Origin of the sequence: Aquirufa antheringensis (assembly GCF_023921165.1) — a bacterium.
Taxonomy (GTDB): Bacteria; Bacteroidota; Bacteroidia; order Cytophagales; family Spirosomataceae; genus Aquirufa; species Aquirufa antheringensis.
This window is the reverse complement of sequence record NZ_CP049835.1, coordinates 1437253-1459563: the sequence shown is the minus strand read 5'-3', so window position 1 is coordinate 1459563 and position 22311 is coordinate 1437253. Positions and strand designations below refer to the sequence as shown.

26 protein-coding genes and 1 tRNA gene are annotated in these 22311 nt (G+C 43.2%); 18 read left to right on the top strand and 9 right to left on the bottom strand.

Annotation, left to right across the window (positions count from 1 at the left end; all coding sequences use genetic code 11):
- Window positions 1–63 precede the first annotated feature (63 nt).
- Window positions 64–1101 carry a WD40/YVTN/BNR-like repeat-containing protein gene (locus tag G9X63_RS06670; RefSeq protein WP_252622017.1) on the top strand — a complete coding sequence of 346 codons (1038 nt, stop codon included), beginning with the start codon at window positions 64–66 and terminating at the stop codon, window positions 1099–1101.
- Here the strand turns inward: G9X63_RS06670 and der are convergent.
- Both der and era read right to left on the bottom strand, forming a co-directional pair.
- Window positions 1081–2403: a ribosome biogenesis GTPase Der gene (der, locus tag G9X63_RS06665; RefSeq protein WP_130922666.1), complete on the bottom strand. Its 1323-nt coding sequence runs from the start codon at window positions 2401–2403 to the stop codon at window positions 1081–1083. The two genes, G9X63_RS06670 and der, sit on opposite strands and share 21 nt — an antisense overlap.
- 11 nt (window positions 2404–2414) lie before the next feature.
- Window positions 2415–3317, bottom strand: a complete 903-nt coding sequence (gene era, locus G9X63_RS06660) for a GTPase Era (RefSeq protein WP_130895334.1) — start codon at window positions 3315–3317, stop codon at window positions 2415–2417.
- A 107-nt stretch (window positions 3318–3424) separates the two neighbouring features.
- Between era and G9X63_RS06655 the strand changes: the two genes are divergently transcribed.
- Both G9X63_RS06655 and G9X63_RS06650 read left to right on the top strand, forming a co-directional pair.
- A tRNA-Met gene (locus G9X63_RS06655) sits at window positions 3425–3497 on the top strand.
- A 151-nt stretch (window positions 3498–3648) separates the two neighbouring features.
- On the top strand, window positions 3649–3963 hold the full coding sequence (locus G9X63_RS06650; RefSeq protein ID WP_130895335.1) for a LytR/AlgR family response regulator transcription factor: 315 nt from the start codon (window positions 3649–3651) through the stop codon (window positions 3961–3963).
- A 63-nt stretch (window positions 3964–4026) separates the two neighbouring features.
- On the opposite strand, the gene G9X63_RS06645 is transcribed toward G9X63_RS06650, so the two are convergent.
- The 5 genes from G9X63_RS06645 to atpD all read right to left on the bottom strand — a co-directional run bounded on the left by G9X63_RS06645 (window position 4027) and on the right by atpD (window position 7901).
- Window positions 4027–4926 (bottom strand): OmpA family protein, encoded by a 900-nt coding sequence (locus tag G9X63_RS06645; protein WP_130895336.1) that lies wholly within the window; start codon window positions 4924–4926, stop codon window positions 4027–4029.
- Between the two features lie 75 nt (window positions 4927–5001).
- Window positions 5002–5448, bottom strand: a complete 447-nt coding sequence (locus G9X63_RS06640; protein ID WP_252622014.1) for a MarR family winged helix-turn-helix transcriptional regulator — start codon at window positions 5446–5448, stop codon at window positions 5002–5004.
- A gap of 116 nt (window positions 5449–5564) precedes the next feature.
- Window positions 5565–6137, bottom strand: a complete 573-nt coding sequence (locus G9X63_RS06635) for a hypothetical protein (protein ID WP_130895338.1) — start codon at window positions 6135–6137, stop codon at window positions 5565–5567.
- A 7-nt stretch (window positions 6138–6144) separates the two neighbouring features.
- The gene (locus G9X63_RS06630) at window positions 6145–6375 is read right to left on the bottom strand and encodes a F0F1 ATP synthase subunit delta/epsilon (protein WP_130895339.1); all 231 of its coding nucleotides are present in this window, start codon (window positions 6373–6375) and stop codon (window positions 6145–6147) included.
- An 8-nt stretch (window positions 6376–6383) separates the two neighbouring features.
- Window positions 6384–7901 (bottom strand): F0F1 ATP synthase subunit beta, encoded by a 1518-nt coding sequence (atpD, locus tag G9X63_RS06625; RefSeq protein ID WP_130922663.1) that lies wholly within the window; start codon window positions 7899–7901, stop codon window positions 6384–6386.
- A gap of 207 nt (window positions 7902–8108) precedes the next feature.
- Here atpD and G9X63_RS06620 point away from each other — a divergent pair, with 207 nt between their 5' ends.
- The 8 genes from G9X63_RS06620 to G9X63_RS06585 all read left to right on the top strand — a co-directional run bounded on the left by G9X63_RS06620 (window position 8109) and on the right by G9X63_RS06585 (window position 14995).
- The gene (locus G9X63_RS06620; RefSeq protein WP_252622012.1) at window positions 8109–10211 is read left to right on the top strand and encodes a tetratricopeptide repeat protein; all 2103 of its coding nucleotides are present in this window, start codon (window positions 8109–8111) and stop codon (window positions 10209–10211) included.
- 105 nt (window positions 10212–10316) lie between these two features.
- The gene (gene rpsJ / locus G9X63_RS06615; protein ID WP_130895342.1) at window positions 10317–10622 is read left to right on the top strand and encodes a 30S ribosomal protein S10; all 306 of its coding nucleotides are present in this window, start codon (window positions 10317–10319) and stop codon (window positions 10620–10622) included.
- A gap of 108 nt (window positions 10623–10730) precedes the next feature.
- A complete protein-coding gene (gene rpmH / locus G9X63_RS06610; protein WP_130895343.1) occupies window positions 10731–10886 on the top strand; it encodes a 50S ribosomal protein L34 in 156 nt (51 codons plus the stop codon).
- 62 nt (window positions 10887–10948) lie between these two features.
- Entirely contained in the window at window positions 10949–11353 is a 405-nt protein-coding gene (locus G9X63_RS06605) for a ribonuclease P protein component (RefSeq protein ID WP_161566410.1), read from the top strand.
- Window positions 11337–12914 (top strand): S41 family peptidase, encoded by a 1578-nt coding sequence (locus G9X63_RS06600; protein WP_252622011.1) that lies wholly within the window; start codon window positions 11337–11339, stop codon window positions 12912–12914. The genes G9X63_RS06605 and G9X63_RS06600 overlap by 17 nt, the downstream gene beginning before the upstream one ends.
- On the top strand, window positions 12911–13585 hold the full coding sequence (gene tsaB / locus G9X63_RS06595; RefSeq protein WP_252622009.1) for a tRNA (adenosine(37)-N6)-threonylcarbamoyltransferase complex dimerization subunit type 1 TsaB: 675 nt from the start codon (window positions 12911–12913) through the stop codon (window positions 13583–13585). The genes G9X63_RS06600 and tsaB overlap by 4 nt, the downstream gene beginning before the upstream one ends.
- A 1-nt stretch (window position 13586) precedes the next feature.
- The gene (locus G9X63_RS06590) at window positions 13587–14093 is read left to right on the top strand and encodes a DUF2480 family protein (protein ID WP_252622007.1); all 507 of its coding nucleotides are present in this window, start codon (window positions 13587–13589) and stop codon (window positions 14091–14093) included.
- A gap of 14 nt (window positions 14094–14107) precedes the next feature.
- A complete protein-coding gene (locus G9X63_RS06585; protein ID WP_252622004.1) occupies window positions 14108–14995 on the top strand; it encodes a fructosamine kinase family protein in 888 nt (295 codons plus the stop codon).
- Here the strand turns inward: G9X63_RS06585 and G9X63_RS06580 are convergent.
- Window positions 14970–16271, bottom strand: a complete 1302-nt coding sequence (locus G9X63_RS06580) for a 4-hydroxy-3-methylbut-2-enyl diphosphate reductase (RefSeq protein ID WP_276532673.1) — start codon at window positions 16269–16271, stop codon at window positions 14970–14972. The genes G9X63_RS06585 and G9X63_RS06580 overlap by 26 nt on opposite strands.
- A gap of 103 nt (window positions 16272–16374) precedes the next feature.
- Between G9X63_RS06580 and G9X63_RS06575 the strand changes: the two genes are divergently transcribed.
- From G9X63_RS06575 to G9X63_RS06560, 4 genes are read left to right on the top strand one after another with little or no spacing between them, the layout of a single operon-like run.
- The gene (locus tag G9X63_RS06575; RefSeq protein WP_130922655.1) at window positions 16375–16740 is read left to right on the top strand and encodes a hypothetical protein; all 366 of its coding nucleotides are present in this window, start codon (window positions 16375–16377) and stop codon (window positions 16738–16740) included.
- Window positions 16727–17491, top strand: coding sequence for an exodeoxyribonuclease III (locus G9X63_RS06570; RefSeq protein WP_130922654.1), 765 nt, complete (start codon window positions 16727–16729; stop codon window positions 17489–17491). The genes G9X63_RS06575 and G9X63_RS06570 overlap by 14 nt, the downstream gene beginning before the upstream one ends.
- A 4-nt stretch (window positions 17492–17495) precedes the next feature.
- The gene (locus G9X63_RS06565; protein ID WP_130895352.1) at window positions 17496–17798 is read left to right on the top strand and encodes a (2Fe-2S) ferredoxin domain-containing protein; all 303 of its coding nucleotides are present in this window, start codon (window positions 17496–17498) and stop codon (window positions 17796–17798) included.
- An 8-nt stretch (window positions 17799–17806) separates the two neighbouring features.
- Window positions 17807–18430 (top strand): hypothetical protein, encoded by a 624-nt coding sequence (locus tag G9X63_RS06560; RefSeq protein WP_130895353.1) that lies wholly within the window; start codon window positions 17807–17809, stop codon window positions 18428–18430.
- Here the strand turns inward: G9X63_RS06560 and G9X63_RS06555 are convergent.
- A complete protein-coding gene (locus G9X63_RS06555; protein WP_252621999.1) occupies window positions 18413–19096 on the bottom strand; it encodes a YjjG family noncanonical pyrimidine nucleotidase in 684 nt (227 codons plus the stop codon). The genes G9X63_RS06560 and G9X63_RS06555 overlap by 18 nt on opposite strands.
- 53 nt (window positions 19097–19149) lie before the next feature.
- Here G9X63_RS06555 and G9X63_RS06550 point away from each other — a divergent pair, with 53 nt between their 5' ends.
- The 3 genes from G9X63_RS06550 (at window position 19150) to nuoL (ending at window position 22305) form a co-directional block, all read left to right on the top strand.
- Window positions 19150–19959, top strand: coding sequence for a 3'-5' exonuclease (locus G9X63_RS06550; RefSeq protein ID WP_252621996.1), 810 nt, complete (start codon window positions 19150–19152; stop codon window positions 19957–19959).
- 105 nt (window positions 19960–20064) lie between these two features.
- Window positions 20065–20394 (top strand): NADH-quinone oxidoreductase subunit NuoK, encoded by a 330-nt coding sequence (gene nuoK, locus G9X63_RS06545; RefSeq protein WP_130895356.1) that lies wholly within the window; start codon window positions 20065–20067, stop codon window positions 20392–20394.
- 27 nt (window positions 20395–20421) lie between these two features.
- Complete coding sequence (gene nuoL / locus G9X63_RS06540; RefSeq protein ID WP_420840733.1) at window positions 20422–22305, top strand: NADH-quinone oxidoreductase subunit L; 1884 nt, start codon at window positions 20422–20424, stop codon at window positions 22303–22305.
- The last annotated feature ends 6 nt before the right edge of the window (window positions 22306–22311 follow it).

The window sequence follows — 22311 nt, the reverse complement described above, 5'->3', positions numbered from 1 at the left end:
AGCTGTAAGGTTCAAAAATAAACATTATTTGCCAAAATCCGTAATTTGCAGACCGATATACCAATGAGAAAACACATCCTACTCTTCGCCCTCCTATTTTTAGGCGCTTTCCAAAGCTTCAGCCAATGGAATTCCCTCTCCCTAGATACCCAAGCCTCGTTCAGAGCGATTCGATCCTTTGGTTCTCACATCTGGATAGGTGGAACGCGCGGAACCGTGATTCACTCGAGCGATGGAGGCGAACACTTTTCCGTTTCGCGGGTTCCGGGAGCAGATTCTTTGGACTTCCGAGATCTAGCGATACTCGGCGAAAAAACCGTTTTACTCATGAGCGCAGGCCCGGCAGAGCAGGGAGCAGCCAAGATTTTCCGCACAGAGAATGGAGGAAAAAGCTGGGAATTAGCCTTCCAAATCAAAGAGAAGGGCTATTTCTTTGATGCCATTCTTTGGGAAGGCAATCAAGGATTGATTTTATCTGACCCTGCGGGCCCATTCTATGGCTTGATTCGCATCAGCGATAAAGGACGTTCCTACGAATTATTGAATCCGATAAATCATCCGGACTTACAAAAAGGAGAAGCCGCATTCGCAGCCAGTGGCTCTAGTTTACAGAAGACAAAAAAGGGCTATTACATCGTGACCGGAGGTGGCGAAAAGGCGCGGGTTTTGCACGGTAAAGATGCGCTACATTGGGAAAGCATTTTTGCCGAAATTCCCGGCGGCGAAGGAACCGGATTTTTTAGTCTAGGCGTTCGCGATGCGAAAAATCTATGGATTGCCGGAGGAAATTATGCCCGTATTAAAGAGGGGCCTGTACCCGTTTTAGAAAGCAAGAATGGCGGAACTACTTGGTCTCCAGTCGCAGGTGCACCGGGGTATTATGTCGAAAAAATGCTGTGGGCAGCGCCGTATTGGATTTTATCCGGGCCGGCGGAGAGCTCAGCTTTTGACCCTAAAACGAAGCGTTGGATTAGCTTAGGCAAAAGTCCCTACCACAACATCTGTCAGTTGGGAGATCGGATTTATGGTGTAGGTGGAAGAGGCCAAATCGGTTTCATCAGCCTCTCCCAAATACAGCAACTATTTCTTTCTAAAGAATAGAGAAATAGGCGTTCCTTCTAAATTAAACGCTTTACGCATCTGATTCTCTAAGTAACGCTCGTAACTTTCCTTGATGTACTGCGGTAAATTGCAGAAGAAAATGAACGTAGGATACGGTGTCGAAACCTGCGTACAGTATTTAATCTTAATGTATTTTCCTTTCCAAGCGGGAGGCGGATAACTCGCAATCACATCTAACATCACATCGTTTAATTTCGAGGTAGAAATCTTCTGTGTACGGTTTTCGTATACCTTTAGCATTAACTCCAAAGCTTGGAAGATACGCTTCTTCTCCATGACCGAAGTAAAGATCACAGGCATGTAATTCAATGGCGCCATACGCTCCTTGATTGCCTTCTCTAATTGAATCGCGGTATTCGTGTCTTTCGCCACTAAATCCCACTTATTAATCATCAAAACAATTCCTTTCTTCGCTTTGTCCGCCATGCTGACAATGTTCATATCCTGCGCCTCTAATCCCGTTAATGGATCGATCGTGGTCGCATCGATGATGATAATCGCCACATCGCATTCCTCTAAAGCCTTCATCGAACGCAAAACCGAGTAGTACTCGATGTTATCGTCGATACGCGCTTTTCGACGAATACCGGCCGTGTCCGTGATGATGAAATCCTTCCCAAACATCGTGTAGTGATTTTGAATCGCATCCCGCGTAGTTCCAGCCTCATCCGTCACAATCGAACGATCTTTACCTAAGATAGCATTCAAGAAAGAGGATTTCCCTACGTTAGGACGACCTAAGATCGCCACGCGCGGGATACCTAATTCTGGATTTTCGATTCCTTCATCTTTAAAATGAGAAACCATCACATCGAGCATATCACCCGTTCCACTTCCACTTTCAGCGGCAATCGCAAAGGGATCACCTAAGCCTAACTCATAAAATTCAGCCGCAGCATATGCCTTCTCGTGTGTATCGGCTTTATTTGCGATCAAAATTACCGGCTTCTTCGAACGACGTAAAACGTTCGCAAAATCCTTATCTAAATCCGTTAAACCCGTAGAACAATCAACTACAAACAATAAAACTGCCGCTTCTTCAATGGCTAATTCTACCTGCTCACGTATTGCTCCCTCAAATTTATCTTCGGATCCATGTACGTATCCTCCCGTATCAATGACGGTAAAGAAACGTCCTGTCCATTGACCGTAACCATAATGGCGGTCGCGCGTCACCCCGGACAAATTGTCCATGATAGCTTTCTTTTGTTCGATCAAGCGATTGAACAAAGTAGATTTCCCTACATTGGGACGCCCCACAATTGCAATAATATTTGACATTCGTTGTTAAATTAATCGAGTGAATACCCGAATGAACGCAGCTTGTCCGTCTTCGCACGCCAATCTGGCTCCACTTTGACAAACTGCTCTAAAAATACTTTTTTACCAAAAAACTTCTCTAAATCCTCTCTCGCCTGAATTCCCACTTTCTTGATATTTTCCCCCTTATGCCCAATGATAATCGCACGCTGCGATACCCTTTCGACATAAATCTCTGTAGCGATACGCAAAATGGTAGGCTCCTCTTTGAAAGAAGTCACCACTACTTCGCAAGAATAGGGGATCTCTTTTTTATAATTCAAGAAAATCTTCTCCCGAACAATCTCGGAGGCAAAGAACTTTTCTGGCTTATCCGTCAGCTCCTCCTTATCAAAAAAGGGCGGATGAACGGGTAAATGCTCCATGAGGTGGCTAAAAATTTGGTCCAAATGAACCGATTCCAACGCCGAAATAGGGATAATCGGCTTGCCAGGAAAAATCCCCTGCCAATACGCGACCTTCTCCTCTAACTTTTCCATAGAGACTAAATCGATCTTGTTTAATAAAACAAGAATAGGCGTGTCTGTGAAATCTTTCCAATTGGTCAAAAAGTCCAAATCTTCAAATTCATCAAACACATCCGTCACATACAACACCACATCCGCATCCTCTAAAGAACTTTTCACAAACTGCATCATGGACTTATGCAGTTCATATTTAGGCAACAAAACCCCAGGTGTGTCTGAGTAAACAATCTGGTATTCAGTACCCTTATGCTCTCCGTTCAGCATCCCCAAAATCCGGTGACGCGTCGTCTGCGCCTTCGAGCTCACAATCGAAAGTCGCTCCCCCACTAATGCATTCATCAGCGTACTCTTACCCACGTTGGGTTTTCCGATAATACTGATAAATCCTGCTTTGTGTTCTGGGGTCATAGAAATGTAACGTAAAATCTGCCTAAAAAAGGATCGGCAAGAATAATTTCTACAAAGATACTTGTTTTTTCTGAAAGAAACGTGCATCTTTGCACTCCCAATTATATCGCGGGGTGGAGCAGTTGGTAGCTCGTTGGGCTCATAACCCAAAGGTCGTCAGTTCGAGTCTGGCCCCCGCTACATCGAAAAGAGGTCTTGCAAAAGACCTCTTTTTTTATGCCCTTAGTTCAAGCACAGGCTGACCGCTAAATAAATACACTAACCGCTAAATAATTCTTTCTCATAGGTTCAGTTCAAATACACTAGGTTTACATTTAGTAAATACGTGCTAATGAGAAAACACCTGAAAATTCCCGGAATAGACCAATGCCCCGTAGACGACATCGTGAGCATTGAAGGCAAAGGGAATTATACCACGATTTTTTTGAAGAACGGTCAAACCATCTTAATGGCGAAGACACTCAAGAAGTTCGAGTCACAATTGCGCCTAGGCACCTTCCTTCGTATCCACAAGTCCTATCTTGTCAACAAGGTGAATGTGCTAAGCCACGATTTAAATGAGACTAAGACGGTCAAAACAATACTCAACCAATCCCTCCCTGTTTCCAGAAGAAAACTAGATCTAGTCCGCGGGCAGTTAGCCTAAAGAATCCCATAAAAAAAGGGCCTCGATTTTCATCGAGGCCCTTTTCATTTAGTATCAACTAGCTTATTTCGCTTGTGGCGTCATTAAGCTGAAGAACTGATCTAATTTAGGCGTTACAATAATCTCCGTACGGCGATTTTGCTTACGTCCCTTAGATGTTTTGTTAGCTGATGCTGGCTCGTACTCGCCACGTCCACCTGCAGTTAAGCGCTCAGGATCCACATCAAATTTAGTTTGCAAGACACGAACCACAGAAGTAGCACGCTTAGCAGATAAATCCCAGTTATCTTGAATACAATCAGTAGAGATAGGCACCGTATCTGTGTGACCTTCTACTAATACATCAAGCTCTTTGTGATCGTTTAACACTTTCGCTACTTTCGCTAACACAGCTACCGCTTTCGCGTTTACTACTGCACTACCTGAAGCAAACATCAAGTTATCAGAGATTGAGATATAAACAACCCCTTTCTTCACTTCTACCGTCACATCTTCATCATTCACATCAGCTAATGAACGCTTCAAGTTCATTACTAATGATAAATTCATTGAATCTTTACGTTGGATAGATGAGTTCAAGTCTTTGATGTATTTTCCTTGTTCGTTCAAGGCATCTAATGACTTGCGGATACTTTCAGCACCTGATTTGTTGATAACCGAAAGATCGGATAAACGATCTAACAAGTTTGTATTTGTCTTTTTGAAGTAATCCAATTGCTCTTGCAAAGCTTTCAATTGACCATTTTTCGCTTCTAAATCCGTATCTCTCTTTTTTAATTCCCCTTGAAGGCTAGCTGTTAGAGATTGGCAATCAGACAAGTCCGCTTTTGATTTAGATAAAGCTGAACTACTAGATGCTTGTAATTGAGTTAATTGTGATTCCAAATCCGCTAATTTCTTCTTTCCTACACAAGAGGTAAATAAGAAGGGCATCATTGCGAATACCAAGAGTAGTTTTTTCATAACGCAGTTTTTGTTTAATTATCGAGCAAAAATAAGGATCTCCTTTAATATCCGTATCCCGAAATACGTTTTTTTCTAGATTGTTTTTAAAATTTCTCCTGCATCCTCCTCCATTACTTGATTAACGGTAGACATCACTTCAAAAAATACGGCTAATTTTTCCGGCTCCACGCGGTCGTAGATTAACTTATTAAAGGCAATCACTCCCTTTCGAGCCTGATCACGTTTCTTTTTCCCAATTTCCGTCAAAAAAATCTTCACCACCCGCTTATCTTCATAATTCGCAGAACGCTGAATCCACTTCTTATCCTCTAGGGTCTTTAACATACGGGTCAAAGACCTCGCCTCTAAGCCCAGAGCCGGTGCAATCTTTGTGGCAGGTGTTCCATCTTTATCAATATGCAACAATACATAGCCGATGGCCATCGTCATATCAAACTGAGCAGAATAGGTGTTGTACATCCGGCTGATGGCGTACCAACCGGTCTTAATATGAAAATCAATTGTTTCTTCTGCTTTCATTGGAACCCTACATTTGTATGCGAAATAAGGTATGCTACCCTACCTTTGGACAAAAATGAGCTAAAAAAAAATAGGATGCAAGCATCCTATTTTCAAATTCCGATAAAAGCAATCGATTATTGAACCCGATTACCCTTCATTCTTTTCGAATTCACTTTCAAGCCATTCAAGGAAGACTTCATGATCATTAGACGAACGCGAGGCGTTTTGGTCACTGACTTCGTCAAACCTTCGTATTTCTCATTGTAGACCAAATACTTGCTACCTTCGAAGTTCAAACGAGAAATAGTAGAATTTCCTGTTTCATCCACTAGCTGATAGAAATACTCTCCGCGTTCCCCTAAAACAGGCGCAAAGATCAAGCTATTCGACTCCTTCGCAGGATTGTCAAAAGAAACATACAATTTATCTCCTTCTTCCTTCAATAAAGCACCCGGAGTTTGTTTCTCTAAACTCACGCGGTTAATCGACTTGCCGTTTTTGAAGACTAAGGCTCCCGCTTTCACGTTCGCGTCCGTTGAACTCATCTCTCTTTCTAAAATCAAGCCATTGTCATTATAGAACTGAATCTTATTCAAAGGAATATTACTTTCCTTTACCGTTGCTAGAATAGATCCTGTTAAAAAGGCCTTCTCTGAACAAGAACTAAATAAGACCGTAGCAAATACTAAAATGGCAAGTTTTTTCATGAGAATGTTAGTTAACGCCTTCGGCTAAAACAAGTACTCGATTATTCAAAACTTCAACAACTCCTCCTTCGATTTGGAAGACCTCTTTATCAGCCGTTAATTCTCCTTTTGCTAAAGTAGAAACGATCGCTGCGTGGTCATTTAAAATTTGGAAGGAACCATTAACGCCAGGCAAAGTCACTACAGATGCTTCTGCAGAGAAAACTTTACGATCCGGTGTAATAATTTCTACAAACATAATTTTCTTTATTTAGCAGCCTCAGCTAATAATTTCTCTCCTTTTACCACTGCATCCTCAATAGTACCTACTAAGTTGAAAGCAGCTTCTGGAAGGTGATCGTATCCACCATCGATGATCGCATTGAAACCTTTGATCGTATCGTTGATGTCTACAAGAACGCCTTTTAAGCCTGTAAATTGTTCAGCCACGAAGAAAGGTTGTGACAAGAAACGTTGTACACGGCGAGCGCGAGAAACGACTAATTTATCTTCTTCAGATAATTCATCTAGACCTAAGATCGCGATGATATCTTGTAATTCTTTGTAACGTTGTAAGATTTCCTTCACACGTTGCGCCGTATTGTAGTGAGAATCACCTAATACTTCCGCAGATAAAATACGTGAAGAAGAATCTAATGGATCCACCGCTGGGTAGATACCTAATTCAGCAATCTTACGAGATAATACCGTAGTCGCATCTAAGTGGGCAAACGTTGTTGCCGGAGCTGGATCCGTTAAGTCATCGGCAGGTACGTAAACCGCTTGTACCGATGTAATTGAACCACGCTTCGTAGATGTGATACGCTCTTGCATCGCACCCATTTCTGTTGCTAAGGTTGGTTGGTAACCTACCGCAGATGGCATACGACCTAACAGGGCAGATACCTCAGAACCCGCTTGTGTAAAACGGAAGATGTTATCGATAAAGAATAGGATATCACGACCTTGACCTTCGCCATCGCCATCACGGAAGTGTTCCGCCACGGTTAATCCTGATAAAGCTACACGTGCACGTGCTCCTGGAGGCTCGTTCATTTGACCGAACACTAAAGTGGCTTGAGATTTCGCTAGTTCTGTTTGATCTACTTTAGATAGATCCCACTCGCCTGCTTCCATCGCGTGCTTAAATTCCTCACCATACTTAATAACGCCTGACTCGATCATCTCACGTAATAAGTCGTTACCCTCACGAGTACGCTCACCTACACCGGCGAATACCGAAAGACCTTCGTATGCTTTGGCAATATTATTAATCAACTCCATGATCAATACAGTTTTACCTACACCGGCACCACCGAATAAACCAATTTTACCACCCTTTACATAAGGTGCTAACAAGTCGATCACCTTAATTCCTGTGAATAAAACCTCAGTTGTTGTCGCTAATTCATCAAATTTAGGCGCAGCACGGTGGATAGGCAATCCTTTGTCAGACTTAGGTTGAGCGATACCATCGATGGCATCCCCTACTACGTTAAACAAACGACCTTTAATTCCCTCACCTGTAGGCATCGTCATAGGCGTACCTTTATCGATTACCTCTTGTCCACGTTGAAGTCCTTCCGTTCCTTCCATCGCAATTGTTCTCACGCGATCTTCTCCTAAGTGCTGTTGCACCTCAAGAACAAGCGTTTGACCATTTGATTTCGTTACTGAAAGAGCATTCAAGATCGCTGGTAAATGTGATCCTTCACCTTCGAAGCTCACATCGACAACGGGTCCAATTACTTGCGCAACCTTTCCTTTGTTAACTGCGTTTGCCATTTGAATTTTAATTTGTTAGCTAAAAAACTACGATTTTGTATTAGTTCACGAATGCTAATACATTCGGACTGCAAAATTAGCCTGATAATTCGAATTTACCAAAACACAAATTAGTATTTTTCAACTATTTTTTGCCAAAATCAGGCAATTTCTTTGAATGAATCGTAGTTTGTGTGAAATTTAGGAATTCAATTTTTGGACCAAAATATGCGCTTGACTCGCCCCTCTTTTTCAAAAAGCCTTTTTTACGCGATTGCCGTGGTGTTCGTAGCGATTGGCGGGCTGTGGATAGCAGGAGGTATGGCGACTTTTACGTGGGTCGAAGTCTCTGAAATGATTCCCTTAAACAAGGTCGTGGACACGCAAGCCGGTCAGGATTTGCATATGAACGTCTATTTCATTCGTCAAAACTTCCAAATACAGGCGGCATCACTTAGCGCAACAGCAGAAATGATTGGATTCGTCCTTGCTTTGCTCGGTTTAGGGGTGGCACTTTTTTCGTTTTTACCCGTCTGGCAAACTATTTTAGGGGCCGCCCTCTGGCTTGGAATCGTAGCCTTTACGTTGTCTGACGCCTCTTTTCCAGCTTTATCGCAGATCATCAGTGGACAAATTTTCAGCTTGAGCCTTGTAGCTCTTGCCGGCCTATCCGTTTTGAGCGCCGCGGCTATTCCCTCCTTTTTGCTGGGGTTATCGCATGGTTCCCATGTGTCCAGTTCGAAGAAGAATCGTACCATTCTGGGTTTAGTTTGGGGGATTAATTTGCTATTGACCTTTAGTAATCAGCGTTTTGACTTAGGAGTACGGACGGCGATTCCAGCATTTACCTGGGTGATTTTAGCTGTAGGTTTGTATGTATACCAAAACAAGGACAACAAAGCTCTATTGGGAATAAGTCTTCTGGGGCTTTCTTCACTGATTCCACTTTTATGGCACGCAAACACGCCAGGCATTCAGGCGATCGAAAGCTGGAGCTTAATTAACCAGGTAGTGATGGGGCTTCTTTTTCCGTTGTTTATTTACCGGAATTTTGGCCCACTTCTGACTAAAAACCTTCCCATTCACAAAGTCATTCACAAAGCCGCTTTACTTCCACTGCACTTGATTCAAATCGGAGTGCTTATTTTAAGTGTGGGCGCCGTATTTGCGTTTAATTCAGGCGCCTACCATCAAGGAATGGCGGCGAAAGAAAATTATGCGGGTGATGTGTCTGTTTTCGTGGGCGACACACAAATGGCTGAAATCCATTACAAGAATGCCACGTTGCATAGCCGACTAAATAGTAAAAGCAACCTCAGTCTAGCCGCCCTCGCGCAGCAAGCTGGCGACACGGAGGCCTTCGCTTATTATGTAGCAGCGAGCCAAAGTATCAATCGCGATCCCGCTCTATCGGTAGCGCTTGCAAATGTATTCGCCACAGAAAACCGTCCTTTTGATGCTTTATTTACTTTGCAAAAAAGTGATCTTGCTAATCCGCGCATTGCTACGCAGCTGGCCTTGCAATACGAAAGACTGGCTCTGCCAGATTCGGCGGTCTATTTTTACGATCGCGCTTTTTTTTTAGAGCCTGAGAATCCTCTTTATAAAGCCAATAAATTATATTCTGACGTCGTATACCGCAAACAAAAACCGGAATTCGATCCAGCTGAGGACCTAGCCATCCAAGCGAACTTACTAGCAGCTGGAGTTCCTACCGCACCGATGAATCCTGCTTTTATTCCAACCGCGGATTTGCGTGATTTGGTCTACTTATATAATGGCCTGGTATTTTGGAAGGGGAAAGCCCCTATGTATGACCTGACAGGCTGGCAACGAACGCTAGGTGAAATGTTCCCAGAACTAGAACTATTGAAGTCTTGGCAGTCCTTTTATCATGCCAAACCTTTAGTCGCCTTAAACCAACTGAATCTTTCCATCGCGGCGGACACAACGCAGGGTTCGGGAATGACGGGCATTTTGGCTTTTTGGAAATATGCGACGGCTTTTCCATCGAAGACGCCTGTGATTTCACGTGCGAATGCACTTGTGATGTTAGAAAAACACCCTTTTCAAATTCCGGTTTTACAACAGGCGCTTCCGCTAGTACCAGCAAAAAAAGGGTATGAGGCAGCGCTGGCCGCCTTACAATGGAATGAACAGAACCCGGCTTTTTATCCTATCTATGCTTTGCAGGCACTCAAAATGGGCGAAATAAGCTATGCGGATGAGGCGAGAGAAAAACTACGGAAATTAAATCCCGCCCTTTACCAAGCCACGCAGGCGAGCTATTTAGCTGAAAAACAAGGTGCTCTAGAAAAAACTAAATTTTAGGGCTTGTATAATTAAGTGACATTCTGTACTTTTGCAGTCCTAATTAATTTAAGTAGCGGAGTAAATGGTTCTTTCGCTGCTTAATCATTTAAAGAACCATCTTATATGAATCAAAAAATTCGCATTAAGCTGAAGTCATTTGACCACTCATTGGTAGACAAATCAGCAGAGAAAATCGTTAAAGCGGTAAAAGCTACAGGAGCAGTTGTTTCTGGACCTATCCCTCTTCCAACAAAAATTGAGAAATTCACTGTTTTACGTTCACCACACGTTAACAAGAAAGCACGTGAGCAATTTCAATTATGTACTTACAAGCGTCTAATCGACATATTCTCTTCTTCTGCTAAAACAGTAGATGCTTTGATGAAATTAGAATTGCCTTCAGGAGTAGACGTAGAAATCAAGGTTTAAGGACCTGTCAGGTGAAGGCCCACAAGCTATGAACCTTGATGAATAAATATTTTGTTTTACCTTTGCAAGCCCCAATCGAAATGATGGGCTGCTTTAACAAATAAAGAAATGAAAAGAACTTTTCAACCCTCTGTACGTAAGAGAAAAAACAAACACGGATTCCGTGAGCGTATGTCTACGGCAAACGGTCGTCGCGTATTGACAAACCGTCGTGCTAAAGGACGTCACAAGTTGACTGTTTCAGACGAAAAAAGAGGCAAATAAGCCATAGATCTTAGAAAAGAAGATTTCTGGTTTGCTATTGTTGTACACTTAGTATTCCTGCTTTGAAATTTACATTTTCTAAATCGGAGCGTCTAACGCACATTAAGATTATTGATTCCTTATTCGAGAAGGATAGTCGAGTCGTTGAAGAACGGTTTGTCTATCCTTTTCGTGTTTTATACATTAGAGAGAATACATTCGAGCCCGGACTCGAGCAACCTCAGATTTTGATTTCGGTTCCCAAGCGTCGATTTAATAAAGCCGTGGATCGAAATACCCTCAAGCGTCGCATCCGCGAGGCATACCGTCTGAATAAACCTCATTTTCAAGTAGAAGGAAAAGCAAAACTTCCAGATGTATTGGCTTTTGTCTATATTGGTTCTACGATTGAACCCTCAGACAAAATTCACAAGAAAATGGCCGCCATTTTAGACAAATTCACCCAAGCGAATGAAGCAGCTAGTTAAAATAAGCCTTTTCGTGTTTTTGGGCATGGGCTTGTGGGCATTTAGCCGGGCGGACCAATTGTTTGACCTTGCCAAAAACCTGGATATCTATGCCAGCGTCATCAAAGAACTCAATCAATTCTACGTGGATCCCATCGACCCTAACAAGGTCGTACAGAACTCCATCGACGGAATGCTGGGTGAATTAGACCCTTACACGGTCTATTATCCAGAAGAAGATTTGGACGAATTCACCACCCTTACCACGGGAAAATACGAAGGTATCGGCATTCGCGCTTCGTGGGTGAACAAAGGCTATTACATTACGTATGTAGACGAAGCTAGCCCTGCCTTGCAAGCGGGATTGCAAATAGGTGATCAACTCCTTTCCATCAATGGAAATCAGATCACTGAAGAATCAGACCCGGGTCTATTAATCAAAGGCCCGAAAGACAGTAAATTAGTCGCAGAAATAAAACGGGGGGACGCGCAGTTGAAATTAACCATCAACCGCTCAACTGTTCAAATCAAGAATGTGGGCTATGCAGGCATCATTCGTCCGGGCATCGGGTACATCGAATTAGAAGAATTTAATCAATCAGCTACCAAAGAAATGAAGGCGGCCCTCTTTCAATTGAAGAAAGAGGGGATGAAGAAGTTGATATTGGATTTACGCAATAATCCAGGTGGTTTATTGACCCAAGCAGTAGATATTTGCAATCTCTTCTTAGACAAAGAAACGCCCATCGTGAGTACTAAGGGCAAATTACAAGAGTGGAATGCAACTTACAAGGCCTTGAATCCGAGCTGGGATACATCGATTCCCGTCGTCGTTTTAATCAATCAAAACTCCGCTTCAGCAGCCGAGATTGTGGCGGGCGTTTTACAGGATTATGATCGGGCGACGATTGTGGGGCAGCGGAGTTTTGGGAAAGGTCTGGTTCAGGTAACGCGCGAGTTACCTTATCGAGCGAAAATCAAAATCACCACCGCGAAATACTACATTCCAAGCGGCCGCTGCATTCAAGCCATCGATTACTCTGAAAAGAAGGACACGACGAAGCGTGAATTTAAAACGCGTAACGGACGGAAAGTCAATGCGGGTGGTGGAATCGAACCCGATGTTTTAGTGGGCAGACCTCAGGCGAACAGCATTACACAGCAATTATTAAAAGAGAAAATCTTCTTCCAATATGCCCGCCTATACAGATTAAAGCACGCTTCTATAGCGGCGGCAGCTAACTTCCATTTAACGGAAGCTGAATTCGAGGAATTCGTGCAATGGGTGAAAGCGAGCCAATTCAAATACGAGAGTCCGTTAGAGAAACAGATGCGCGATGTGCTGAAAGAAACACAAAAAGATCCTTTGTATGCGAACTTGACAGCGACCCTGGAGAAAATCAAGCCGGAATGGGATTCTTCCATCGCGAAAGAGCTACAGGCAAACAAAAAAGTGATTTCGGCGTTATTAGAACAAGAAATAGTGCACCATTATTACCTAAAAAAAGGGATTAATGAATGGTCTTTTGAACACGATCCTAGCCTTTTAAAGGGTGTGGAATTAATTAGCGCTTTGAAATGAGTTTTATCCTAAGTCTAGATACATCAACCCAAAACTGTTCCGTTGCCCTCCACGAAAACGGGCAATTGATCACGCAGGAATTAGTGGATGAGGAGGGCTCTCATTCCAGATCGCTGACCCTTTTGATTGAAAAAGTGATGAAGACTGCGGGTCGCACGCTAGCTGAACTATCCGCCGTGGCCGTTTCAAACGGACCCGGATCTTATACTGGCTTACGCATCGGTTTAGCGACGGCGAAAGGAATTTGCTTCGCTTTGGACAAGCCTTTGATCTGTTTGCCCACTTTACGAGTCTTGGCCTCCGCAGTCGATGCACCCGCCGGATCGCTACTTTTACCCATGTTAGATGCGCGCAGAATGGAAGTCTATGCAGCCGTTTATACAGCAGCACTAGAAGAAGTGTCTCCACAAGAAGCGCATATTCTAAACCAGGAGTCATTTCAAACTTTTGCGCCTGTTGTGGCTTTTGGGAATGGGTCCGCGAAATGGCAAGAAAGCTGTACGCATTCCTCTATCACATTTCTCGATGGGCCTTTATTACCTGAGGCTCAATATATGGGAAACTTAGCCCACGAGGCTTTTTTGAACCAAAAATTCGAAAACCTCGTTACCAAAGAGCCAGACTATTTAAAAGAGTATATGGGCACTAAACCGAAACTTAAATCCTTGTAAGATGGCAGAGGAAATCATTAACCGAGTTAACCAAAGTGGACTGACGCAAATCGACCTAGAAGATCTGCGCGTTCCGGGTGATCGTGTTTTCATCGACATCAAGGAGCAATTATTCCAAGGCATCGCCTTACGCGAGAAAGATTTTAGAGAATTCATCGCTGGCCAAGATTGGTCGACCTATACCGGCAAACACGTGGCGGTAGGTTGTAGTGAAGATGCGATTATCCCCACCTGGGCCTATATGTTATTGGGGGTTCAATTGACTCCTTTTGCAAAAACACTCGTATTCGGGAATCTGGCAGATTTAGAAAAGACTTTGTTTGAGCAGGCTTTGGCGAAGATAAAGCCTGCAAATTTCCAGGATGCCAAAATCGTCATCAAAGGTTGCTCAAAAGAATCTGTTCCTACCGAGGCCTATTTGAAAATCACGCAATTATTGCAACCGGTGGCGAAGAGCCTGTTTTTTGGAGAACCCTGCAGCACGGTTCCGCTTTTTAAAAGAAAATAAGGTAATTTTGTCCTATGTCCACTGAAACGCAAGCACAATACCAGTTTATTGATAAAATTATCCAGCATCATGTAGGGGAAAATACCGAGGTGAAGGACTTAGAATTTTTCTACGGTGGGAATTTTAACTTGGCGGTGCGTGTACAATTGAAAAATGCGGACGAATACTTCATCAAATGGAACCAAGGAGATCACCAAGGTTTGTTTGATGCGGAGGCGAAAAACCTAGATTTAATCGGAAAAACTTCTTCTATTTCAGTGCCCAGCGTTATGGGCACGGGAACGATGGAGGAAAAGGAATACTTGATGATGGAATGTATTCCATCGGGAGAAAAGGCAGCTAATTACTGGGTGGATTTTGGGGAGAAGCTAGCTTTATTGCATAAAAATACGTCTGAAAGCGGGCACGGACTCGATTACACGAACTTCATCGGAGCTGCTCCGCAAATCAATACGTGGAATCAGAATGGGATTGCCTTTTTTATCGAACATCGCTTGCGCAACCAATTAGCGAGAGCGATCTATGATCGTAAAATCGATGCTGAATTAGAGGCTAAATTTGAAACCCTATTCGAAAAATTGCCTTCCCTCCTACCGAACGAAAAATCTGCTTTAATTCACGGGGACCTTTGGTCTGGAAATGCCATGACAAATCCGCAGGGATTAATTACGCTCGTGGATCCTGCCTGCTATTATGGTTTCAGGGAGGCTGAATTAGCCTTTACGACCATGTTTGGAGGGTTTGACGAGTCGTTTTATGAGGCATACAATGCGAATTTTCCGATTGAAAAAGGATTCCATGAACGCATACCTTTGTACAATCTATACCCACTTTTAGTGCACGTCAATCTATTCGGAGAGGGTTATTTGCCTGCCGTTAAGAAGATTGTAGATTCGTATTAACCACTTCGTCTACGTCCTTGGCTCCTGGGAAAAAGGATACGAGTTTACGTAAGATTTCTTCCATCACCGCATCTGGGCAAGAAGCTCCACAGGTCAACAAAATGCGTGTTTTCTCTTTCGTAGGAATGAACGCCTGAGTCGTTTTTTCTTCTTTGGCCACATTATCAAAATGCAATACTTGATCTGCAGAAATCAATTTCTCCGCGTTCTTAATAAAATAGGTCGGTAATTTCTCCACACATAAATCCACCAAGTGCGCTGTATTCGAGGAATTATAACCACCGGCAACAATGGCAAAATCAGCCTCTTCAGCTAATAAGCCATAGGTAGCACTCTGGTTATCATTTGTGGCGTAACAAAGCGTATCACGCGTATCTGCGAAATAATCTTTGATATTTTCAGGGGCTAATTGAAAATGCAGACGAATGATTTGACGTAAATAATCCACGATTTCCTGTGTGTCCGTCGCTAACATCGTCGTTTGATTGACCACACCAATGCGTTTTAAATCATTCACCGGATTAAAACCCTCAGAATATTGTCCATCAAACTCTGCAAAAAACTCCTCTGCTGATTTTTCTTCCTTGATATAGGCCGCTAGAGCAATCGCCTGCTTGATATCCTTGATAATCAAGGTGGGTGTCACAGATTGTGAATGCGAGAAAGTAGCCTTTGTTTCCTCGTGGCTTGGTTTTCCGTGCACAATCACGGTATAGTCTTTTTTACCTATTGCGTCCGCCCGATTCCATACCTTCTCCACAAAAGGGCAAGTCGTATCGTAGGCATAGGGGTCAATTCCGCGGGATTGTAAGATGGCTTGGGTCTCCAAAGTGGTACCAAAAGCAGGCACGATCACCACATCATTCGAGCTCAACTCCGACCACTCTACTAATTGATTCCCATGCGTGTCTTGAATGAAACGCACCCCTCGATCCGCTAAATCTGCATTCACAGCAGGGTTATGAATCATTTCTGACAATAAGAAAATGCGTTTATCCGGATTTTGGTCGATAATCTGATAGGCCGTCTCTACTGCATTCTCCACGCCGTAACAAAAACCAAAATGCCTCGATAATAAAATTTCAACTGGCCCAAAATCCAAGTGGGTCGGGGTAAAGTCTTTTTTTAATTTATCTTGAACGCGACGGGCCTCTTTAATCCGACCAATCAAATTACTCTTGAACAAAGAGGGAATAGAGAAGGATTTCATTTTTTTAAAGGTCCGTTTAAGAGGGGTATGAGTGGAGAATGTACGCTTTTGTGCAATTGAATGCATTTTATAAACTGATTTTTTGGTTATTGGTTTTCAAAATTACGACATCTACGGCAATTAATCATTTTTTGTGGCTAATTTGCATCTCATTAAATTCAACCCCATTATGGAATTCGAGCCGATAGTAGTGAAAGAAGAATGGGAGATGATTCTCGATTTTTTCGAAAACTCGTTTGGCAAACGCCCCACTGAAATGGAACCGATTTTGTTATTGATCGGTGTCCAAGAATTAGGTCAGGGTCACGCGCACTTTACGAAAGAACAAAAGCAAGATCTCCTACACATCGCCACTTGTAAGGTATTGAGCTATAGCGATTTTTACCGTTTGGATGGCTTGGATGAGGAAGGTTGGCCACATTGGGAAAATGTACAAGGAATTCCATCACTGCCTTTGAAAGAGCAAGAAATCCTCTTAAAAGCACACATCATTCATTATTTCAAAACCGAGGTATTCCCGAATGAAGATCATTAGTTATAACGTGAACGGCATTCGTGCCGCAATGACCAAAGGATTTGTTTCTTGGCTTCAAGAGGAAAATCCAGATATCGTCTGCATTCAAGAATTGAAGGCGGAAGTAGAACAAGTTGACTTGAGCGAAATTTTCGCTTTGGGCTATGAGGTTTATTGGCATTCGGCTCAGAAAAAAGGTTATTCTGGTGTAGCCATTTTTAGTAAAATCAGGCCAAATAACGTATCAGTGGGTTGCGGTATCGATAAATACGATGCCGAAGGTCGCGTATTACGTGCTGATTACGACGGATTTTCGGTGATGAGCGTCTACATGCCCTCCGGCTCCAGCGGCGATGAAAGACAAGCCTTCAAAATGGACTGGTTAGGCGATTTTCAAAACTACATTAACGCCCTCAAGATTGAATTTCCGAATTTAGTCATTGCCGGCGATTACAATATTTGCCACAAAGCGATTGACATTCATAACCCGAAAGGCAACGCGAATAGCTCTGGTTTCTTGCCAGAAGAACGCGAATGGATGGACGGATTCGTGAGCCGCGGATTTGTGGACTCCTTTAGAGCGATTAACACAGAACCTCACCACTACAGCTGGTGGTCCTACCGCGCGGGAGCTCGTGGCAAAAACTTGGGCTGGCGAATTGATTATCAGATGGTATCTGAGGCTTTGGCAGAAAAAATCCAACACGCCTCTATCCTACCGGATGTCAAACATTCCGATCATTGCCCCATCGTTTTAATTCTTAATAGCTAATTATATGCACTTCGAAAAACACGTATTTATCTGCGCTAATGACAAAGATGCCCCTAAAAAATGTTGCGGTTCAGGCCACGGAATGGAATTAGTAGACGCTTTCCGCGCGAGCTATGCAGCCCAAGGTGGAACGGCTAAAATCCGCGTCCAGAAATCAGGATGCCTTGATTTCTGTGGCAAAGGACCTACGATGGTCGTGTATCCAGAAGGCGTATTCTACGGCAATGTGCAAGTAGCAGATGTAGCAGAGATCACAAAATCGCATTTAATCGAAGACGAAATTGTGACTCGCCTCCAAATTCAATAAATTGCAGCATGATTTACCGCTTATATCCCACGCTTTTAAATTCCTTTAACCTCTATGTGAGCCAATCCCGGGATGGAAATGGCAAAATCATCGTGGATGAAATCGAGCTAATCGATCGCATCAACCGCGTGCGCAAACCTACGACGAATGCGCAACAAAAAGGGATTGATTTTGAGCGAGCGGTGACTTTGGGTGAAAACGAAGAAGCATTTGCGGAGGGAATCATCGATCAAGCGCGCGAATTATTACCCGCCAAATACAAAACCCAGTTTTACGTAGAATCGCGCTATAAGAACGCGCAAATCTACGGCTACATTGATGGCGTAGGTGATTCGGTGGCTTTTGACTTAAAAAGTACGGCCTATTACGAGCCGAATCGCTTTTTGACTAACCACCAAAACCTGTATTTATTAGGTCTACAGAAATACGGTATTGAGCGCCTAGACTACGTTATTACGGACTTCAAACAGGTGTATGTGGAATCTTACGATGTAAAAAATATCGATTTCAGTTTCCAATACGACCAGATCGAAAAATTCATCTTGTTCTTAGAAGAGAACAAGAAATTCATTCGAGACAAGAAGATTTTTGACCGTAAATCGAGCGATAACCAATTATCGATTTTCGAGTAAGCTCCTCAATTCATCCAAATGCTGGATTTCGTGTGGCAAATCCGTTTCTATCGAAAACGGATTATAATGAATCGCTGGAATTCCCGCGTTCAATGCTCCCCTGACATCAGCCTCCACGTGATCCCCGATCATCAGCGCCTCTCCAGGCTGAATACCTGCGCGTTCTAAAGCATATTCATAAAATAACGGATTCGGTTTCTTCGTGCCAACTTGCTGCGATGTGATAATCTCTTGAAAAAAGGAGCGCATACCGGCGCCTTCAATCTTCACGTATTGAATATCATCGAAACCATTTGTCAGAATGTACAAGGGGAAATGGGCTGCTAAGTCTTGAATAACTTCAAAGGCGCCCGGCATCAAATTCGTCTTCCGAGGTGCTCGCTCGAGGTATTTATCGCCAAATTCTTCCGCAGGACCTTCAACACGCAGTTCTTGAAAAAAGCGCACAAAGCGCGTCTCCCTTAATTCCGCCTGCGATATTTCGCCTGCCGCGTATTGGTCCCAAAGCCCATTATTGATTTTTTCAAAGGTGTTCCAGTAACTCTCTGGCTCAATCGTAAGGCGGTATTCGGTGGCTAAATCAAGTAAAACTTCTTTGGCATTTAAGTCGTGATCCCACAGCGTGTGATCCCAGTCAAAAAAAAGTGCTTTCGGGCTAAAATTCATGTAACAAAGGTAATAATAACTTACCTTTGCTTTAGCCCATTTTAAAATATCCTATGGAACATCAATTACAGCTAAAGAGACCTCTCGCATTTTTCGATTTAGAGACGACGGGGATACAGATTAACCGCGATCGCATTGTGGAAATTTCCATTGCCAAAGCGAATCTAGACGGAACCGTGGAGGTAAAAACGCGTCGCGTGAATCCTGGTATTCCGATTCCTTTAGAAGCTTCTTTAGTACACGGCATCTATGATGAAGATGTGAAAGACGAACCTACTTTTCGAATGGTGGCTCGCTCGCTTTCCACTTTTTTAGACGGCTGTGACCTCGCTGGCTTTAACTCCAATCGTTTCGATGTGCCTATGCTGGTAGAGGAAATGCTACGCGCTGAGGTGGATTTCGATATGAAAAACAGAAAATTAGTGGATGCGCAACGCATTTTCCATTTAATGGAGCCGCGTAATTTAACCGCTGCTTATCAATTTTACTGTGGCAAAGAATTAATCGGAGCACACGGAGCTGAGGCGGATGTGTTAGCGACTTTAGAAGTACTGAACGCGCAGGTGAAACACTATGCGAACAAGTCGATCAAGGATGCAGAAGGAAAAGAAGTATTCCCGATCCAAAACGACATGGACAAGCTACACGAACTAAGTGCCTCGAATTCAATTGACTACGCTAACCGCATGGCCTACAATAAAGAGCGAGTGGCTTGCTTTAATTTTGGCAAACACATCGGTAGACCTGTACTCGATGTATTGAAGTCTGATCCGTCTTATTACGACTGGATGATGAAGGGTGATTTCCCGATGGACACCAAGCGCAAACTGACCGAAATAAAATTGCAAGGTTTTCAGCGTTAAGGCATTTTTGATGTCGAGGCTATCAGATATTTTCGTATTTTTGCCTCGCATAAATGCATTTTTTGGACAGGCTTTTGCCTGAAGCCTTTGTTATTATTTAAGACTATGCAATCAATACCCGAAATTATCCGTACGATTCCATTAACCCATTACATTATGCTGAGCTCAGCTTTGTTTTGCATTGGTATTTTGGGCGTATTAACACGTAGAAATGCGATCATCGTATTTATGGCGATCGAATTAATGTTAAATGCCGTTAACTTGTTGTTAGCGGCCTTTTCTTCCTACTATTCTGACCCAGCCGGTCAAATTTTCGTATTCTTCATTATGGCCGTGGCCGCAGCAGAAGTAGCTGTTGGTTTAGCGATTATCGTGATGATTTACCGAAATATCCAAAGCATCGATATCGGTGTTCTTAACAAATTGAAAAACTAATTAAGCGCCCTATTCCGCCCAATTAATATGTCTTTACTATTCCTCATTCCACTATTACCCTTATTAGGCTTTGCTATTAATGGTTTAGCGTACCCGAAATTACCGAAGCAAATTGCGGGCATCATTGGAACAATTCCTCCCTTGGTTGCCTTCGCCTTATCACTTCAGTTATTCTTGAATTTCGACGGTCAGGCACAAATTCTTCCCATCGCGGATTGGATCAAAGTAGGTTCTTTAGAGATCCCATTTGCCTTCCAAATCGATCAGTTGTCGATCTTAATGCTCCTTGTTATTACGGGAGTGGGCACCTTGATTCACGTGTATTCGATAGGGTATATGTCCCATGATGCGGGTTTTGGCAAGTTTTTTGCCTTCTTGAACCTGTTCGTGTTCTTTATGTTAATCCTCGTTTTAGGCGCAAACTTCACGGTTTTATTCATCGGATGGGAAGGCGTAGGTTTGTGTTCGTACTTGTTAATCGGGTTTTGGAACCAAAAGAATTCTTACGGAGATGCAGCGCGCAAGGCCTTTATTATGAACCGTATTGGTGATTTAGGTTTCTTAGTAGGGATCTTTTTATTGATCCAGGATTTCGGAACAACCGATTACCAAACGATTTTCACTGCCATCCAAAGTGGCGATTATACAACTGATTTAAGCATCATCGCTTTCTGTTTATTCATCGGTGCGATGGGTAAATCAGCACAAATTCCTTTGTTTACTTGGCTTCCAGATGCGATGGCGGGTCCTACGCCGGTTTCGGCTTTGATTCACGCGGCGACGATGGTGACGGCGGGTATTTACATGGTGATTCGTGCGAATGCCTTGTTTGAATTAAGCCCAGAAGTATTGCATTTTGTGGGTTGGATTGGTTTAGCTACAGCCTTGTTAGGCGCTGCGATTGGTCTTTTCCAAAACGATATAAAAAAAGTCCTTGCCTATTCGACTGTATCCCAGTTAGGGTATATGTTTATGGGCTTAGGTGCTTCAGCGTATACGGCGTCGTTCTTCCACGTGATGACACACGCGTTCTTTAAGGCCCTTCTTTTCTTAGGCGCTGGTTCTGTGATTCATGCGATGTCAGACGAACAAGATATTCGCCGTATGGGCGGGTTAAAATCGAAGATGCCTATCACGTTCATTACGTTTATGTTAGGAACGATTGCGATTGCGGGTATTCCTCCTTTCGCGGGTTTCTTCTCGAAAGATGAAATCTTAGCGAGCCTATACCACCACGATCCAGTGATGTGGGGTTTAGCGATTTTGGGATCTGCTTTGACCTCTTTCTATATGTTCCGTGTATTCATTTTGACTTTCTACGGAGAGTTCAGAGGAACGGAAAAACAAGCACATCATTTACATGAATCGCCTATCACGATGACCTTACCGTTGATTATTTTAGCGGTATTCTCTGTGGGTGGCGGTTTAATCAACCTACCTCATTTCGCAGGTGGAAATGAATTCTTAGCGCATTGGTTAGCGCCCTTATTGCCAGAAGCTGGCGAAGCGGGAGAAGTCAACTTCTTGAGTTTAGAAGGTGGTGCACCACTTTTAGCGGCATTCTTGCCAGCCTTCTTAGCCATCTACGTTTTTGGCATGCAGAAATCAGTACCATCTGAAGACGCAGAAATCTCAGGTATCCAAAAAGTGATTTACCACAAATTCTACATCGATGAATTATACGATATGCTGTTTGTGAAGCCTATCGCTTTCTTATCGAACTTCTTCTTCCAAGTGATCGACTTTTTAGTGATCGACTTGTTCGTAGAGGGTTTAGGTCGTTTTGTGAAATATGCTTCGAGCGAGTTCCGCAGAGCCCAAACAGGAAATGTAGGCATCTACCTATTCTGCATGGTCGCGGCCATCGTTGTCATCTTATTTGTTAGTTTAAAAAGTACGATCCTTCCATAATCCGAT